Genomic DNA, 17121 nt, shown 5'->3' with positions numbered 1-17121 from the left:
GGCGTTCAGTGGGACATCAGGCAGCAGACCGGCGTGGCCTGGATCAGCTCCTGGGTGACGCCGCCGAAGATCCATTCGCGCAGGCGGCTATGCCCATAGGCCCCCGCGACGATCAGATCCGCCCCCTGATGCCGGACCAGATCTGTGATCTCCCCGACGATCGAGCCGGCGCTCCTCGGCCGCAGCACCGCGCGGGCGGCGATGCCGTATTGCGCGAGATAGCCGCAGGCGTCCTGGGCGCCGTCGTCGTCGGGATCGGCACCGACCGCGATCACGGAGACCATCTCCGCCCGGACCAGGAAGGGCAGCGCGTCCTGCAGGGCGCGTCGCGATTCGCGCGTGTCCTTCCAGGCCACCACCACGCTGCGCGCCGCCAGGGTCCCGATACCCGGCGGCACCACCAGGATCGGCCGCCCCAGCTCCATGACGATGTCGCCGGGCGCCACGCCCATCCGCCCCAGTGGCGGATCACCCGGTCCCTGCCGTGCGAGGACGACGAGATCGGCCGCGCGCGACTGGGTCAGGAGGAACGCGCGGGTCTGCTCGATCGCGCTGCGCCATTCGTGCGCGACGCCGTCGGCCGCACTGCGGAAGAGCGCTTCCGCCTTCGCCAGATCCTCGAGCAGGACCGCACGGCCGTTCTCGACCACCACGGCATCGACCATGCCCGCGCTGTCCCCGTAATAGGGCAGCTCGATCTGGTCGGCACCAAGACCGATCAGGCGACAGGAGAGAGCCTTCGCCAGCCTGGCCGCGAAGTGGATCGTGTGTTCGCATCCGGCCCCGAGATGCACCGGCACGAGCAGCGTGCCGATACCCAGGGGCTGGGCCGTCATGAGCGGGGTCGACATGGCTTTCGATCTCCGTGGCGACGCGGCTTCAGGACGCGTCGGCTGCCGCCGACGCCCCGACTGGCCGAATGGTGACGACCCGGTAGGGCAGGAAGTCGCCATCCTGCTCGCGGATCGAGACATATTCCCCCAGCTGGAAGCGATGCCGGTCCAGCTTGTAGCCGAACTCGTCGTCCTCGCTGGAGGCATCGTCATAGTCGATGCCCCAGTTCGCGCCGCCCTCGCCGCCGGCCCGGTGCAGGAGCCAGCCATGGCGGTCGGGCTCGCCGGGACGGAAACGCCGCACGCGGCATTTGTCGCGGGACGCCTGCCATTCCTGCGCGACGAGCCTGCCCTCGGCATCGAGCGGGGCGGTGATCTCGTAGCCGTCGCGGCTGCTGCCTTCGGGCTGCGCCGGGGTGCGCCCCAGATGAAGCGAGATGCGCTGAAGCATGGTGCCATTCCTCCGTCGATCGCCGACGAGGGCACTGTTCCACTAATCGGAGCGCGAAGGATTGATCCAGCGCAAGGGTTCGGCCGCGCATTCGGGCAAGCTGTCGGCAACATCAACCCCCTGGAGGATCCGCCATGCCCCTCTCGATCAAGAGCGTTCTCGTCGGCTTTACCGAGGACGGACGCGGCAATCACAGCTCGGCCGTCGCCTATGCGATCTCGCTGTCGCAGGCCGCCGACGCTCATCTGACCCTGGAGGCCGCCTCGATGCGCTATGCGGTGCCGGGATCGCTGGTCGGTGCCTTCGGTGCCGAGCTGATCGCGCATGAAAACCGCCGCATCAAGGAGCTGGCCGAGGCCTTCGCCGAACAGTCCAAGGGCCGGGCCGACCTCGCCGGCGTCGTCTGCACCGTCGAGACCCCGTCCCTCGTCTTCGCCAGCCTGTGCGACCGGCTGCTCGCCCATGCCCGCGTGCACGACGTCACGGTGCTCGACATGGAGACCGATCCGGTCCAGCGCGACCGCGGGCTGATCGAGGCGGCCCTGTTCGACAGCGGCCGCCCGGTCCTGATCGTGCCGCCGGGCAGCGAGCGCTACGCCGCCAGGCGCATCGTGATCGCCTGGGACGGCGGCGCTTCGGCGGCCCGCGCCGTCGCGGACGCCCTGCCCTTCCTCCAGGAGGCCGAGGAGGTCGAGATCGTGACCGTCACCGGCGAGAAGGATCTCGCCGGCCTGTTGCCCGGCACCGACCTCGCCCCGCATCTGGCGCGGCACGGGATCAAGGTGAGCGTGCGCAACATCGCGCTGGGTGAAGCCGACGTCGCCACCGAGATCCGCCAGGCGGCCGCCGGCTTCGCGGCCGATCTCATCGTCTGCGGCGCCTACAAGCACTCGCGCCTGCGCGAATGGCTGCTCGGCGGCGTGACGCAATCGCTGCTGCACGAATGCACGCTGCCGATCCTGATGAGCCACTGAGCGCGGCAGCTCCCACCCGAAACGATGAAGGGCGGGCCTTCCGGCCCGCCCTTCGGATTCGTCAGGAGCGGCCGGTTCAGGCGACGTCCTGCTTCATCTTCTGCGAGCGCTTGCGCTCGTTGGGGTCGAGGATCGCCTTGCGCAGGCGGATCGACTTCGGCGTGACCTCGACCAGCTCGTCGTCGTCGATCCAGGCCAGCGAACGCTCCAGCGTCATGCGGATCGGCGGGGTCAGGCGCACGGCCTCGTCCTTCGAGGTGGTGCGGATGTTGGTGAGCTTCTTGCCCTTGAGGACGTTCACCTCGAGATCGTTCTCGCGGGTGTGCTCGCCGACGATCATGCCCTGATAGACCTTCCAGCCGGGCTCGATCATCATCGGGCCGCGGTCCTCGAGGTTCCAGAGCGCATAGGCCACGGCCTCGCCGGTCTCCATCGCGATCAGCACGCCGTTGCGGCGGCCGCCGATCTCGCCCTTGTAGGGCATGTAGTCATGGAACAGGCGGTTCATGATCGCGGTGCCGCGGGTGTCGGTCAGGAGTTCGCCCTGATAGCCGATGAGGCCACGCGTCGGAGCATGGAACATCAGGCGCAGGCGATTGCCGCCGGAGGGGCGCATCTCCAGCATGTCGGCCTTGCGCTCGGACATCTTCTGCACGACGACGCCGGAATGCTCCTCGTCGACGTCGATGATGACCTCCTCGATCGGCTCGAGCAGCTGGCCGTTGTCGTCGCGCTTCAGCACGACGCGCGGACGCGAGACGCCGAGCTCGAAGCCCTCGCGGCGCATCTGCTCGATCAGGATGGCGAGCTGGAGTTCGCCGCGGCCGGAGACGATGTAGCTGTCCTTGTCCTTGGCCTCTTCGATCTTCAGCGCGACATTGCCCTCGGCCTCCTTGAACAGGCGGTCGCGGATCACGCGGGTGGTGACCTTGTCGCCCTCGGTGCCCGCCAGCGGCGAGTCGTTGACCATGAAGGTCATCGAGACGGTCGGCGGGTCGATCGGCTGGGCCTTGATCGCGATCTCGACGGACGGGTCGCAGAAGGTGTCGGCGACCGAGCCCTTCACGAGGCCGGCGATGGAGACGATGTCGCCGGGGATCGCTTCCTCGATCGGCGTGCGCTCGAGGCCGCGGAAGGCGAGGATCTTGGTGATGCGCCCGCTCTCGACGAGGCTGCCATCGCCGGAGAGCACCTTGATCTGCTGGTTGGGCTTGGCGGTGCCGGAGACGACGCGGCCGGTGATGATGCGGCCGAGATAGGGATTGGCCTCGAGCAGAGTGCCGAGCATACGGAAGGGCCCTTCCTCGATGCGCGGCTCCGGCACGTGGCTGAGGATGAGGTCGTACATCGGAGCGAGGCCCTGGTCCTGCGGGCCGGCCGGGTCATGGGCCATCCAGCCCTGCTTGCCCGAACCGTAGAGGATCGGGAAATCGAGCTGCTCGTCGGTGGCGTCGAGCGCGGCGAAGAGGTCGAAGACCTCGTTGATGACTTCGGTCACGCGGGCGTCGGGCTTGTCGACCTTGTTGATCGCCACGATCGGGCGCAGGCCGAGCTTCAGGGCCTTGGAGACCACGAACTTGGTCTGCGGCATCGGGCCCTCGGCGGCATCGACCAGCACGATCGCGGAATCGACCATGTTCAGGATGCGCTCGACCTCGCCGCCGAAATCGGCATGGCCCGGGGTGTCGACGATGTTGATGCGGACGTCCTTCCAGACGACCGAGGTCGCCTTGGCGAGGATGGTGATGCCGCGCTCCTTCTCCAGCTCGTTGGAATCCATCACCCGTTCGATCACGCGCTGGTTGTCGCGGTAGGTGCCCGACTGCTGCAGCAGCTTGTCGACGAGCGTGGTCTTGCCGTGGTCGACGTGAGCGATGATGGCGATATTGCGCATGGACATGCGGGAAGGGCCTTTGTCATGGCCACAAGCCGGCGAGGATCAAAGCCCTGCCGGCGCAGCCCGTCTCGAGGAAACTGGAATTCGCTGCGCTGCACATAAACGTTGACGGACGTTTGAGCAACCACGAACGGCCCGACAGCCGGGCGCAGGGTGAATCACTGCTCCGCGCGACGCGCTCAGATCTGGACGGAGGCCGACCTGATCTTGGCCTCGACCACGGCGCGGCTGACCTGATCGAAGACCAGGCGATAGGCGGCGATGGCCGAGGAATCGAGATTGCCCTGCCCGAAATCACCGAGGACCTCGAGCAGGATCGCGTCGGCCTGGGCCCTGTAGCGGTCGAGCGCCTCGACATCCGTGGTGGCGCGGATCTGCGGCAGGATCGCCAGCAGCCGGTCGAGCCCCAGCATCGCCTGCCGGCGCCGGGCCGCGCTCTCGCGCCCGAGCAGGCCGGCCGCGCCGGTGCCCAGCAGCGAGAGCGCCATCACGCCGAGATAGAACCAGTCGCCATAGCGCTCGAAGAAGGTCTTCTGCTCGCCATCGATGAAGGCGGCCGCGCCACTATGGACCGGCAGCGGCGCATCCTTGTCGGTGGCCGGCGTTTCCAGCCCCTGGATCTGTGGTAGTTCGGCTGCGAGCGTCACGCGCAGCCCCAGCAGCGCGCTGACCAGATTGCCGACGACGTCGTCGTCGAGATCCTGGGAAGCGACGAGACGCGAGGTGATGGCGATGGTCGGCAGGTTCTCCGACGGGCGCGGCGGGTCGCCGCCGAGCGCTCCGCGCACGATCTCGCCGGTCTCGATGGTGCGGATGCGGGCCGCCAGCGCATCCGCCTCGCGGATCGGGATCAGGACCGGATCCTCCCCCCAGGCCGTGCGCAGGCGCCCGGCCCCGTCCCCGCCGGCCCGCGCGCCGACCGCGTTGACGGTGAAAAAGGCATCGATGCGCCGCTCCTTCGCCGCGGGCACGATTTCGTCCGGCGTCAGCTCGACGATCTGCACATCCTCCGGCCCGACCTCGTACTGGGCCAGCACGAGCTTGAGCAGGGCGATGTTGCCCGGCGGGTTGCGCACAACGCCGACGCGCTTGCCGCGCAGATCGGCGATGCGCCCGATCGCGCTCTCCTTGTCCGTGATCAGGAAGGGGAAGGAGCGGCGGGTGATCAGCGCGGTATCCGCCTTGGCCGGCAGGGCGATGTCGGGCCGGACGATGGCGAGCTCGGCATCGCCGGCATCGACCTTGCGCGCGCTTTCCTCGGAGCCCTCGGTCAGGATCAGCCTGAGGCGGATCTGGGCCTTCTCGCGGTTCAGGCCCTGGACGAAGCCCGCAGCCATGCGGGCATCCTCGGAGCCGAGCGGGCCGACGGCGAGACGCAGCGTCCGCGGCTGGCTGGCGACATAGAAGACGGCCGCAGTGATGCCGGCCAGCGCCAGCAGCCCCGCGAGAATGGTGAAACCGCGCCGCCCCTTGCCGAACAATCGAGTCCGCCCGCCCTGTCGCCGCTTCGCTCCGCCGGCACCGCCTGGCCACGCCAGCATTGCTTCGCCCGTCATCATGTCGCAAGTGCGGCGGCGATCACCTTCGTGTAAAGCCGGGCGGATGTCCGTCCCCGCGCAGCCCCTCACCATCAAGATCTGCGGCCTCTCGACGCCCGAGACGCTGGAGGCCGCGCTGGCGGCCGGGGTCGAGATGGTCGGCCTCGTCTTCCATCCGAAGAGCCCGCGCTTCGTGCCGCCGAAAGAGGCGGCGGTGCTGGCCGCACGGGCGCGCGGCCGTGCCGAGATCGTCGCGCTGATCGTCGACCGCGCCATCGGCGAGGTGACGGAACTCGTCGAGGCCGTCCGGCCGGACTGGCTGCAGCTGCATGGTCGCGAGACGCCCGAGGCGGTGCGCGCCCTCAGGGCCGCGACCGGGCTGCGCGCGATCAAGGCGCTCGGCGTCGCTGACCGGCACGATCTCGCCGCCTTCGCTGCCTATGACGGCATCGCGGACCGCATCCTGCTCGACGCCAAGCCGCCGAAGGACGCCGCCTATCCCGGCGGGCACGGGCGCGCCTTCGACTGGTCGATCCTGGCGGCGCTCGACCGGACTTCGCCCTTCATGCTATCGGGCGGGCTCGATCCGGCGAATGTCGCGCAGGCCATCGCGATGGCACGGCCCTGGGGTGTCGACGTCTCCTCCGGGGTGGAGCGGGCGCCCGGCGTCAAGGATGTCGAGCGGATCAGGGATTTCGTCGTCGCGGCCCGCGCCGCGGCGGCCGCAACAACAGAGGCAGGCCGGACATGAACGCCCCCCAGAACCCGAACACCTACCGCTCCGGCCCCGACGAGAACGGCCGCTTCGGCCTGTTCGGCGGGCGCTTCGTCGCCGAGACGCTGATGCCGCTCGTGCTGTCGCTGGAGCAGGCCTATGAGGCCGCCAAGGTCGATCCCGGCTTCCAGGCCGACATGGCCAGCTATCTCAAGCACTATGTCGGGCGGCCCTCGCCGCTCTATTTCGCCGAGCGCATGACCGAGCACCTCGGCGGCGCGAAGATCTATTTCAAGCGCGACGAGCTCAACCACACCGGCGCGCACAAGGTGAACAACGTGCTCGGCCAGATCCTGCTGGCGCGGCGCATGGGCAAGAAGCGCATCATCGCCGAGACCGGCGCCGGCCAGCACGGTGTCGCCACCGCGACGCTCTGTGCCCGCTTCGGCCTCGAATGTATCGTCTATATGGGCGCCGTCGACGTCGCCCGGCAGGCCAGCAACGTCTTCCGCATGAAGATGCTCGGCGCCAGCGTCGTGCCCGTCCAGTCCGGCACCAAGACGCTCAAGGACGCCATGAACGAGGCGCTGCGCGACTGGGTGACCAATGTCGCGACGACCTTCTACTGCATCGGCACGGCGGCGGGTCCACACCCCTATCCCGCGATGGTACGCGACTTCCAGTCGGTGATCGGCAGCGAGACCCGCGAGCAGATGCTGGAGGCGGAAGGCCGCCTGCCGGACTCGCTGATTGCGGCGATCGGTGGCGGTTCGAATGCGATCGGCCTGTTTCACCCCTTCCTCGACGATCCGAGCGTCAAGATGTGGGGCGTCGAGGCGGCCGGCCACGGCCTCTCGACCGCGCAGCACGCGGCCTCGCTGACCGGCGGCAAGCCCGGAGTCCTCCACGGCAACCGGACCTATCTGCTGATGGACGAGGACGGGCAGATCAAGGACGCCCATTCGATATCGGCAGGCCTCGACTATCCCGGCATCGGCCCGGAGCATGCCTGGCTGCACGACACCGGCCGGGTCACCTACATCTCCGCCACCGATGACGAGGCGCTCTCGGCCTTCCAGCTCTGCTCGAAGCTCGAGGGCATCATCCCCGCGCTGGAGCCGGCCCATGCGCTGGCCAAGGTGATCGAACTCGCCCCGACCCTGCCCAAGGATCACCTGATGGTGATGAATCTCTGCGGGCGCGGCGACAAGGACATCCCGCAGGTTGCCGAGATCCTCGGCGGCATGTGAGCGAAAACGCCCGCTTCGGCGGGAAAATCGCGACCACCCCCTCGACTCATCGCCCCGATCCGGCAACCATGGGTTGTCCCGGCCCTTCCGGCCCGGGACAGTCTCGTCGTTGCGTTGGGCGGAGCCGGGCCGGTGGGGGGCAGCGGTCACGACAGACATCCGGAGTTGCCGGCGCCGGCCTCGGCCGGGCTGCCGGTCGAGATCGCTTTTCTCGCGCGCCACGGCGTCGCGCCGGCCGATCTCGCCACGGTGGCGCGACGCGCCGAACGCGACCGGACCGAGCCCGCCCGCGAGGTTCTCGCCCGCGGGCTGATCGACGAGGAAGGCTTCTACCGCGCGCTGGCGGCCGAGCTCGGCCTGCCCTTCCAGGCCGGCCGCTTCGCCCTGCGCCCGGGCGGCGAGCATGCGGCGATCCTGCGCGGCGGCATCGCGCCCGTTCTCGACGAGCCCTTCGGCCGCCTCCGCTTCATCCTGGCTCCCGAGGGACCGGCTCTGCGCGCCATGCTGGAGGCCGGGCCGCGCCGGCGCGACGACGTCGCCGTGGTGACGCCGCGGCGCTTCAGTGCGGCCTTGCGCGACGCCAATGCCGAGAGGCTCGCGCTGCGCGCCGCCAATCGCGATCTGCCGGGCCTCGCCCGCGACAGCGCCCGCACCGGCTCCAGCCGCGGCCAGCGCATTGCGGCCGCTCTGGCCGCAGCCGCCGCGCTCGCAGGCGCCGTGGTCGCGCCGATCGAGACCTTCTTTGCGGTCGCGCTGCTGCTGGGGCCGCTGTTCCTCGGGTTGATCCTGCTGCGGCTCGGGGCAGCGATCGAGCAGCCGCTGCCCGATCTCTGGCGTCAGCATCGCTGGCGCGTCGACGACAGCCGGCTGCCGGTCTACAGCGTCGCGATCCCGCTCTACCGCGAGGAAAGGGTGCTGGAGCAGATGCTCGGCGCCCTCCACCAGCTCGACTATCCGCCGGCGAAGCTCGACATCCGCCTGCTGATCGAGGCCGATGACACGGGCATGCAGAGTGCGCTCTCGCGGCTGCCCCTGCCGCCGCAGATTGAGGTCACGATCGTGCCGCCCGGGGAACCGCGGACCAAGCCGCGGGCGCTGAACCTCGCCTTGATCGAGGCCCGCGGCACGCTGTTCACGATCTTCGACGCCGAGGACATTCCCGATCCGCAGCAGCTGCGCATGGCGGCGGCGCGCTTCCTGCGCGCGCCGGAGGATCTCGCCTGCCTCCAGGCGCGGCTGGTGATCGACCATCCGGAGGAGGGCCTGCTGCCGGCCCTGTTCGCGCTGGAATATGCCGGGCTGTTCGAGGTGCTGAACCCCGGGCTGCTGCGGGCGGGCCTGCCGATCATGCTGGGCGGCACCTCCAACCATTTCCGCACGCGCGCGCTGCGGGCCGTGGGCGGGTGGGATGCGTGGAATGTGACCGAGGATGCCGATCTCGGCGTCAGGCTGGCGCGGGCCGGCTACCGCATGGGCGACCTGCCCTCGCAGACGCGGGAGGAGGCCCCGCTGACGTTGCGGGCCTGGCTGAAGCAGCGCGCCCGCTGGATCAAGGGCTACATGCAAACGCTGGTGACGCACTCGCGCGCGCCAGTGACGGTGCTGCGCGAGGCGGGGCTGCCGGCCACCTTCGCGTTCCTCTCGCTCGGGCTCGGCACCGTCGTCACCGCGCTGGCCTATCCGGTCTTTGCGATCGCGGCTTTCCTGGCCTGGCGCGAGGGCTCGCTCCTGGCGCCCACGCATGTCTTCGGCAGCGTCACCTCGGCGCTCGCCGTCGGCGTCTGGCTGTTCGGCGCGGTGGCGCTGTTCCTGCCGCCGGCGCTGGGGGCGCTGCGGCGCGGTTCACCGAAGCTCCTGCTGCTGCTCCCGTTGCTGCCGCTCTATTACGGGCTGGTCTGCGTCGCGGCCTGGATGGCGCTGCACGAATACCGCGCGCGCCGTTTCGCCTGGAACAAGACGGCGCATGGCCTGGCGCGGCGTCGCGCGCCGCTGCCGGAGAATGGTGCGCCTACAGGTGACGAAGCCATTCCTGCGCCGCCTGCGCCGGCGGCTGCTCGATGTTGAAGGCGCCGATGAAGCCGCCATCCTTGCCCATGAGATAGACCAGCGCGGTGTGGTCCATCGTGTAGTCGTCGCCCTGGAGCGGGACCTTGCGGGCATAGGCCCGGTAGGCCTTGATCATCGCGTCGATGGCGGGCCGATCGCCGCTCAGGCCGAGGATGCGCGGATCGAAGGAGCCGAGATAGCTCTTCATGATCTCGGGCGTGTCGCGCTCGGGATCGACGGTGACGAAGAGCGCGCGCAGCTTCTCGCCCTTCGGCCCGGCGGCACGCAGCACCTCCGAGATCTCGAAGAGCTTGGTCGGGCAGATGTCCGGGCAATGGGTGAAGCCGAAGAAGACCAGGAAGGGCGCGCCGCGCAGATCCTTGTCGGTCAGCTTCGACCCGTCCTGGGCGACCAGGGTGAAGGGGCCGCCGACGCTGGCGGTGCCAGAGCCGGACTGGCCCTGCCGGCCGGGCGCGAAGGTCAGCACCGCAGCCGCGGCGAGCGCGAGCGCGCCGACGAGAAAGACGACGAGGGGCAGGACGAGACGGCGGTTCACGGCAGGTATCCCGATAGAGGGCGAGGGGCGCCCGGACGGCGGTGCCCGTCAGAAGCAGGCGACGATGGCGGCGATGAGGCCATCGGTGAAAAGACGGTCGCCCTCGCGCCACCAGAGCAGGAGCCCTGCCAGCAGCAGCGTCAGGGCGGCCCCGCACAGGAGCAGGATGCCGAGCCGCGAGGCAGCCGCGTCCTGCGCCCGGTCGGCCTCCGACATCCCGGCTTCGTCACGACTGGTCATGATGACGAGCATACAGACACGGCGCGCCTGCCGGAAGCGGCATCCGTGACGCAGACCCCGCCAGCCTCGCGCCCGAGCCTCAGCGGACGCGCCCGTTTCGGGCCGCCGATCGGAACGAGGCCCGCCGCGTGCCGCGCGGCGGGCCTCTTCTGGACGTCCGCGATCAGGCTGCCTTGGCGACAGCCGCCTTGTTCGCCGGGCCGCCGAGCTGGGTCAGTGCCTTGTCGGTCTTGGTTTCCTCGGCCAGCGTCTCGTCGAGCAGCTTGACCGCATCCGCGTGGCCGAGCTGGGCGGCCCAGGCCTTCAGCGTGCCGTAGCGCGCGATCTCGTAATGCTCCACGGCCTGCGCGGAGGCGACGAGGCCGGCATCGAGCGCCGGGCTGTCGGCGTAGTCCTCCATCACGGCCTTGCCCTCGTCGAGGATGCCGAGAATGGCGTCGCAGGTCTTGCCGCGGGGCGCCTTGCCGATCAGCTCGAAGACCTCGCCGAGGCGCTCGACCTGGCCTTCGGTCTCGGCCTTGTGCGTCTCGAAGGCCTTCTTCAGCTCGGGCGACGTCGCCGCCTTCGCCATCTTGGGCAGGGCCTTCAGGATCTGCTTCTCCGCGTAATAGACGTCCTTGAGCATGTCGTGGAACAGCTCGTCGAGCGGCTTGGGGGTGGACTGCTTGGGATTGGTGGCCATCGCTGTTCTCCGGGGGTTGCCTTGGTCGCCCAACCGCAGAGGACCGGCTCGGTTCCACCCCGATGCGCCAGTTTATTTCCGGAACTCTTCCGAGTGCCCTGCCGTTTCCTTGAGCATCAGCGGCCCATGCCGCCCTGCTCACGGAGATATCCCATGAAGAAGCTGCTCATCGCGACGATGCTCGTCTCGGCGACCTCGTTTGGCGCCATGGCGCAGACCTCGACGACCTCGCCGATGCCCGCGCCGAAGGCGGAAGCCGACAAGAATGCGCCGCTGCCCGGCGCCAACAGCTTCACCGAAGGCCAGGCCAAGAGCCGGCTCGAGGCGAACGGCTATTCCAACGTGACCGAGCTGAAGAAGGACGAGAACGGCATCTGGAAGGGCATGGCGATGCATGCCGGCGCCAAGGTCAACGTCTCCGTCGACTATCGCGGCAATATCGTCCGCAACTGATCCATCCCGTCTTCAACACGTCTTCGGAGGTCCCCATGACCCGCACCATCACCCGTTCCTATGACAGCTACACGATCGCCGCCGAGGTGGTCGAAAAGCTCGAGACCGCCGGCATCCCGGCATCCGACATCAGCCTGGTCGGCCGTAACGAGCGCGGCGAGGAGAGCAATGCCGCCGAGGGCGCCGGCATCGGCGCCGGCGTCGGCGGCGCCGCCGGCCTGCTCGCCGGGCTCGGCATGCTCGCCATTCCCGGCATCGGCCCGGTCGTCGCGGCGGGCTGGCTCGCCGCCACGGCGGCGGGTGCCGTTGCCGGCGCCGCAGCCGGCGGCCTGGTCGGTTCCTTCATGAGCGCCGGCGTCGACGAGGAGGAGGCCCACTACTACGCCGAGACCGTGCGTCGCGGCGGCAGCGTTGTCTCGGTGAAGACGAGCGAGGCCCAGGCCCCGGCCGCCGAGGCGATCATGGACGGCGCCACGCCGATCGACCGCGACGCCCGTCTCGCCCAGTACCGCCAGGAGGGCTGGTCGCGCTTCGACGAGAAGGCCGAGCCCTACCGCGCCACCGCGCCGCTGGTCTGAGCCTCGCGCCCGACCGAACCACAGCCTCCGGGGTCCGCGCCCCGGAGGTTTTTTGTTTCGGGACGCCATGCTGGAGCCGGTCGGCGTTAGATGGCCCGGGCGCCGGCCTTGCGCTGGGCGAAGCCACCGCTACCCTTGCTGCTTGCCAGAACCATCATGAGGGCGCGCCTCATGACGGGGGCAGACAGGCAGGCCGACCCGACGATGACCATCGATGAAGCCGCCTATTTCGACCGCCTGCGTCAGCTTCAGACCGCGGCCTGGCCTGCCGGCATCGCCCGCGAGCCGCATTATCCTCTCGGCGAGACCGCCATCAGCGAGCATCTGCGGGAGTGGGCGCGGCGCCAGCCCGAAAAACCGGCCTGCATCTTCTACGGGCGCGACATCAGCTATCGCGAACTGGACGATCTGAGCGACCGCTTCGCTGCGCTGCTGCATGAGCACGGCGTGGGGCCGGGAGACCGGGTGGCGGTGTACCTGCCGAACTGCCCGCAGTTTATCCTCGCCTTCTTCGGCATCCTCAAGCTCGGCGCGGTGCATGTGCCCGTGAACCCGATGTTTCGCGAGGCCGAACTCGCCTATGAGCTCAACGATACCGGCGCGCGGGCCCTTCTCTGCCTCGACAGCCTGATGCCGCCGCTCCGGCAGGTGCGCGACCGGACACAGGTGGAGGCCGTCTTCGTCACGAGCCTGGCCGAGATGCTGCCCGCGGAGCCGAGCTTTCCGGTGCCGCCGGCGCTGCTGCAGCCGACAATCGCCTGCGACGATGCCATCGACCTGCTGCCGGCCCTGGCCCGGGTGACGGCGCCGGCTCCCGCCTTCGCGCCGGATCTCGATGCGGTCGCGGCGCTGAACTACACCGGCGGCACGACGGGCATGCCGAAGGGCTGCATCCACACCCAGCGCGACATGCTCTACACCGCCGGGACATCCCTGGCGGCGAGTTTCCAGCTGTCGCCCGATGATGTCGTGCTCAATTTCGTGCCGATCTTCTGGATCGCCGGCGAGGATACCGGGCTGCTGTTTCCGCTGGTGGCGGGTGCGACCGTGGTTCTGATGGCGCGCTGGGATGCGGTGGGCTTCATGACGGCGGTCGAACGCCACAAAGCGAGCTTCGCCTATCTTCTGGTCGACAACGCCGTGGAGATCCTCGACCATCCACGGACGCCTTCCTTCGACCTGAGCTCGTTGCGCAAGGTGCGCGTCTCATCCTTCGTGAAGAAGCTCAATCCGGATTTCCGGGCCCGCTGGCGGGCGCTCACCGGGGCCGACATGATCGAAGCCGCCTGGGGGATGACCGAAACCCACACGATGGACACCTTCTCCATCGGCATGCAGCAGGGCGACTTCGATCTCCTGTCGCAGCCGGTCTTCGTCGGGCTGCCGGTGCCGGGGACGGATTTCAAGATCTGCGATTTCGACAGCGGCGCGCTGATGCCGTTGGGCGAGACCGGCGAAATCTGCGTGCGCACGCCCTCGCTCTTCAAGGGCTACTGGAACAAGCCCGAAGCGAGCGCCGAGGCGATCCGCAACGGCTTCCTGCATACGGGCGACATCGGCGTCATCGACGAGCAGGGCTATCTGCACTTTCTCGGGCGCCGCAAGGAGATGCTCAAGGTCAAGGGCATGAGCGTCTTCCCGGCCGAGATCGAGGCCATGCTCGGCCAGCATCCCGACATCGCGGGATCGGGCGTGATCGGACGCGAGGATGCCGAGCGCGGGCAGGTGCCGGTCGCCTTCATCGCGCTGGGCGAACAGGCGGTGGGGCTGGACGAAGACACGCTCTCGGCCTGGTGCCGCGAGCGCATGGCTGGCTACAAGGTGCCCGAAATCCGGCTGGTGAAGGCCCTCCCGATGACGGCCACCGGCAAGGTCAAGAAGGAAGAGTTGCGGGCCCTGCTGTGACGGGCGCGGATTCGCCCGACCTGTCGCCGACAGCGCGTCATCGCAGTTCGTCACCTTTCGGAGCCGAGTTCGACCTCAATGTCACCTTGTCCCGATCCGCAGCCCGAACAGCTTCGGAATGGCAGCCGCTGCGCGCATGGTAGGGCCGGCAACATGGTCGCGCTCCTCTGCCTCTTCGCAACCGATGATGCCCCAGCGCACCAAACGCCCGCCGACGGCCCGGAATGGCTCGGGCGGGAGCGAAGGCAACGTTCGCGTGCAGAGCGGCAAGCCTGCCCAATCGTCTTTGGCCCCAAGGACGAGCGAGGCAAGGCATTGCCCGCCGATATAGGTCGGGTTGACGCCGTGGCCGGAGTAACCGCAGCCATAATGGATGCGGGTTCCTGGCACGGTGCGGAAAAAGGGCAGTCGGTCAGAAGAGACGTCGATGCCCCCGCCCCAGATTTTTGCGATGCCCACATCGCCGAGGCCCGGCAGCAGCCGGCGCAGACCCTTCTCCGCACGCACCGCCGATGCCGTATCGGTCGTCAGGCTTGGATCCGCGGTATTGGCGGCGAAGGCGATCGGGCCTGATCCAGACCCCATCAGCACCCGCCCATCGACTGTCTTGCGGAAATAATGGACGAACATTCGCATGTCGGCGAGTCCCTCATCGCCGTCCCATCCCATTGCCGCGAGCCGATCGGGCGCAGGCTCGGTCATGAGAGCGAAGGAGGAGAAGACGCTGACATGGGCCTTCACGTCGGGTCGTTTCGCGAGTTCGATATTGGTGGCCAGAACGACTTCACGCGCGGTGATCGCGCCGGCTGGCGTACTGATGCGGCTGGGGTCGCCTGAATCGAGGCCGACCATCGGGGTGTTCTCATAAACCGAGATGCCCGCCTCGATCACAGCCTGGCGCAGCGCCCGCGCAAGCCGGGCGGGATGCACGGTCGCACCCTCGGCGAGGTAGACGCCGCCGCGGAAAACCGGCGACCGGCAATATGACGCAACCTGTTCCGGCGTCAGCTCATGGGCGATATCGGGCACGCCGAGCCGCTTTGCGGTCTCCACATACCCCTTGATCTTGGCATCCTGAGCGGGCGAGGCCGAGACTCGAATGCTGGCACCGTCGCGCCACCACACGTCGCGGCCCGGCGCGGTCGCAAATGCGCGGATCGCGTCCTGTGCGCGTGCGCCGGCCCTGGCGACCGCCAGCGCACCGTCGGCGCCGATATTCGCCTCCATCCCCGCCAGCGAGCCCCAATAGCCCGAAACCTTGCCGCCGTTCTTGCCGCTTGCCCCCGACCCGCAACGCCCCGCCTCGATCAACGCAATCGAGAGGTGCGGAGCCCGCTCCTTCAGGGCGAGTGCAGTCCATAGCCCCGTAAAGCCACCTCCGACAATTGCCACATCGACCGCGATCAGGCCCGAAAGCGGCGCCGAATCCGGCCGGCCCTTCTCGGCCTTGAGGGCGTCGCTGAACCACCACGACGGATCCCCAGGGGCAACGCTCGGAAGGCAAGACGATGAGGACATGGCAGACCGGTTGCGCGAGGGAACAGGCAAATGCGGCGAGGTCGTCCCGCCCCAGGCATGCGGCGGGACGAAGTTGGGTGCGGACGATCAGACCAGGGTCTGAACCTGAATCTCGACCAGAACATCGTCTGCGGCCAGGCGCAACCCGACGGAGACCAGAACCTTACCGGCTGAACCCGGCAAACAGGCGACGGCGCAAGAGCGCTCGGTTCGGACAGCCCAAACCAGCCACAGACCCGACCGACCCTGCGACCCAAGCCGCCGATCCAGACGCCATCGCCTCAGAAAGGGGTCTATTCCATCACCCTGTTAAGGCGCACCGCACCTCGTTCGGGAACTGTCCCGCGATCTGATCCTTGCCGGTGCGAGCCTCTGTCATCCGTCCGTCCCTAGACCATTGCGCTTGTCGGTTTCTTGGTCATGCGACCGATGGCTTGTCCTCGAGCAGGCGGCCGGACCACATGCCCTGCGCCACCAGACTCGCGACGGTCGTGACGATGATCTGGCCGGCGAAGCGAGCCAGCCGAGGTGCTGGCCTGTCGGTTCGATATGACATGATCAAGCGCCGCATCGGGACGGGATTGACCAGGGGAGCGGCGCAGAGCCGGCCTTCCCGGAGCTCTTTGTGAATCGGAGCCAACGGGAGGACCGTGACGCCGTGCCCGCTCGTAACAAGGGCCTTCAGCGTCGCGTAGTTGTCCGCCTCGACCTTGATATCAAGAAGAATCCCACACTCCTCGGCGCAGCGTTCGACAATCGAACGCAGCCCGTGCCCGCGGCTCGGCATCAGCATTCGCATCTGCTTGAGCTTGGCGAAGTCGACGGGCTTCTCCATTGAAAGCTCCGAGTCTCGCGGGCCGATCAGGAACAGCGTTTCCTCGAGCAGAGGCTGAATGCGCAGGGCACGGGCCGATTTCGGATCATAGAGAATCGCCGCATCCAGCTCGCCGCGGTTCAGCCAATCCAGCAGATGCCCGGAATAGGCGCTGACGATCCGCAGCGTAGCCTCCGGGTGGGTGTCCCGGAACGCGGCGACCAGCGGTTCGGACAGAATGTCGGACGCGGTGGGTGGCATACCAATCGAGACATGGCCGCGCAGCGAGGCATTCTGATCGCCCACCACCGCTCGGATCTCGTCGAGCTCCGCCATGATCCGCAGGGCATGCCGCAAGACGTCGTGGCCTTGTTCGGTCAGGTTCATGCCGCGTCCGTGCCGATCGAACAGACGCACGCCGAGCTCGTCCTCGAGCAGCCGGACCTGGCGGCTCAGCGCGGGCTGGGCGATGTGCAGTCGGTCAGCCGCCCTCGAAAGGCTGCCGAGTTCGGCGACGTGGATGAGCGTTCTGATCTGGGAAATGTCCATAGCTATCGAATAGCGTGATAGCTGATCGTCAAAAAGGGTCGAGGTCAAAGATCACCCGGCGAGGCTACAAAGGTTGGCATCGGATCTTTCCGCGAGGAGGCGCGCCTTGGCTGCCGCTGACG

The 17121-nt window shown here is 68.4% G+C and carries 16 protein-coding genes; 7 read left to right on the top strand and 9 right to left on the bottom strand.

Annotated elements, in window-relative coordinates:
• Positions 1–5: 5 nt before the first annotated feature.
• A complete protein-coding gene (locus tag BSY19_RS05510; RefSeq protein WP_171905089.1) occupies positions 6–851 on the bottom strand; it encodes a universal stress protein in 846 nt (281 codons plus the stop codon).
• 28 nt (positions 852–879) lie between these two features.
• The gene (locus BSY19_RS05505; protein ID WP_069053266.1) at positions 880–1284 is read right to left on the bottom strand and encodes a hypothetical protein; all 405 of its coding nucleotides are present in this window, start codon (positions 1282–1284) and stop codon (positions 880–882) included.
• A gap of 134 nt (positions 1285–1418) precedes the next feature.
• On the opposite strand from BSY19_RS05505, the gene BSY19_RS05500 reads away from it, so the two are divergent.
• Positions 1419–2258 (top strand): universal stress protein, encoded by an 840-nt coding sequence (locus BSY19_RS05500; protein WP_069053265.1) that lies wholly within the window; start codon positions 1419–1421, stop codon positions 2256–2258.
• A 76-nt stretch (positions 2259–2334) separates the two neighbouring features.
• On the opposite strand, the gene typA is transcribed toward BSY19_RS05500, so the two are convergent.
• A complete protein-coding gene (typA, locus tag BSY19_RS05495) occupies positions 2335–4158 on the bottom strand; it encodes a translational GTPase TypA (RefSeq protein WP_069053264.1) in 1824 nt (607 codons plus the stop codon).
• Between the two features lie 176 nt (positions 4159–4334).
• On the bottom strand, positions 4335–5636 hold the full coding sequence (locus BSY19_RS05490; RefSeq protein ID WP_069053263.1) for a TAXI family TRAP transporter solute-binding subunit: 1302 nt from the start codon (positions 5634–5636) through the stop codon (positions 4335–4337).
• Positions 5637–5757: 121 nt separating this feature from the next.
• On the opposite strand from BSY19_RS05490, the gene BSY19_RS05485 reads away from it, so the two are divergent.
• The 3 genes from BSY19_RS05485 to BSY19_RS05475 all read left to right on the top strand — a co-directional run bounded on the left by BSY19_RS05485 (position 5758) and on the right by BSY19_RS05475 (position 9722).
• Entirely contained in the window at positions 5758–6444 is a 687-nt protein-coding gene (locus tag BSY19_RS05485) for a phosphoribosylanthranilate isomerase (protein WP_069053262.1), read from the top strand.
• Entirely contained in the window at positions 6441–7658 is a 1218-nt protein-coding gene (gene trpB / locus BSY19_RS05480) for a tryptophan synthase subunit beta (RefSeq protein ID WP_069053261.1), read from the top strand. Before BSY19_RS05485 ends, trpB begins: the two co-directional genes overlap by 4 nt.
• A 165-nt stretch (positions 7659–7823) precedes the next feature.
• A complete protein-coding gene (locus BSY19_RS05475; protein ID WP_069053260.1) occupies positions 7824–9722 on the top strand; it encodes a glycosyltransferase family 2 protein in 1899 nt (632 codons plus the stop codon).
• Here BSY19_RS05475 and BSY19_RS05470 read toward each other — a convergent pair.
• From BSY19_RS05470 to BSY19_RS05460, 3 genes are all read right to left on the bottom strand, one after another.
• Positions 9667–10260: an SCO family protein gene (locus BSY19_RS05470; RefSeq protein ID WP_416378970.1), complete on the bottom strand. Its 594-nt coding sequence runs from the start codon at positions 10258–10260 to the stop codon at positions 9667–9669. The genes BSY19_RS05475 and BSY19_RS05470 overlap by 56 nt on opposite strands.
• A 48-nt stretch (positions 10261–10308) precedes the next feature.
• On the bottom strand, positions 10309–10500 hold the full coding sequence (locus BSY19_RS05465; RefSeq protein ID WP_150129503.1) for a hypothetical protein: 192 nt from the start codon (positions 10498–10500) through the stop codon (positions 10309–10311).
• A 163-nt stretch (positions 10501–10663) separates the two neighbouring features.
• Positions 10664–11182, bottom strand: a complete 519-nt coding sequence (locus tag BSY19_RS05460) for a YciE/YciF ferroxidase family protein (protein WP_069053257.1) — start codon at positions 11180–11182, stop codon at positions 10664–10666.
• Positions 11183–11335: 153 nt separating this feature from the next.
• On the opposite strand from BSY19_RS05460, the gene BSY19_RS05455 reads away from it, so the two are divergent.
• From BSY19_RS05455 to BSY19_RS05445, 3 genes are all read left to right on the top strand, one after another.
• The gene (locus tag BSY19_RS05455) at positions 11336–11635 is read left to right on the top strand and encodes a hypothetical protein (RefSeq protein WP_069053256.1); all 300 of its coding nucleotides are present in this window, start codon (positions 11336–11338) and stop codon (positions 11633–11635) included.
• Positions 11636–11670: 35 nt separating this feature from the next.
• Positions 11671–12213: a hypothetical protein gene (locus BSY19_RS05450; RefSeq protein WP_069053255.1), complete on the top strand. Its 543-nt coding sequence runs from the start codon at positions 11671–11673 to the stop codon at positions 12211–12213.
• A gap of 204 nt (positions 12214–12417) precedes the next feature.
• Positions 12418–14118, top strand: a complete 1701-nt coding sequence (locus BSY19_RS05445) for an AMP-binding protein (RefSeq protein ID WP_083247874.1) — start codon at positions 12418–12420, stop codon at positions 14116–14118.
• 81 nt (positions 14119–14199) lie between these two features.
• Here BSY19_RS05445 and BSY19_RS05440 read toward each other — a convergent pair whose 3' ends face one another.
• Both BSY19_RS05440 and BSY19_RS05435 read right to left on the bottom strand, forming a co-directional pair.
• Positions 14200–15636 (bottom strand): NAD(P)/FAD-dependent oxidoreductase, encoded by a 1437-nt coding sequence (locus BSY19_RS05440; protein ID WP_069053254.1) that lies wholly within the window; start codon positions 15634–15636, stop codon positions 14200–14202.
• Between the two features lie 418 nt (positions 15637–16054).
• Positions 16055–16999, bottom strand: coding sequence for a LysR family transcriptional regulator (locus BSY19_RS05435; RefSeq protein ID WP_069053253.1), 945 nt, complete (start codon positions 16997–16999; stop codon positions 16055–16057).
• Between the last annotated feature and the right edge of the window lie 122 nt (positions 17000–17121).

The organism is Bosea sp. RAC05, assembly GCF_001713455.1.
Classification (GTDB): Bacteria; Pseudomonadota; Alphaproteobacteria; order Rhizobiales; family Beijerinckiaceae; genus Allobosea.
This window is presented reverse-complemented; position numbering and strand designations above follow the sequence as displayed.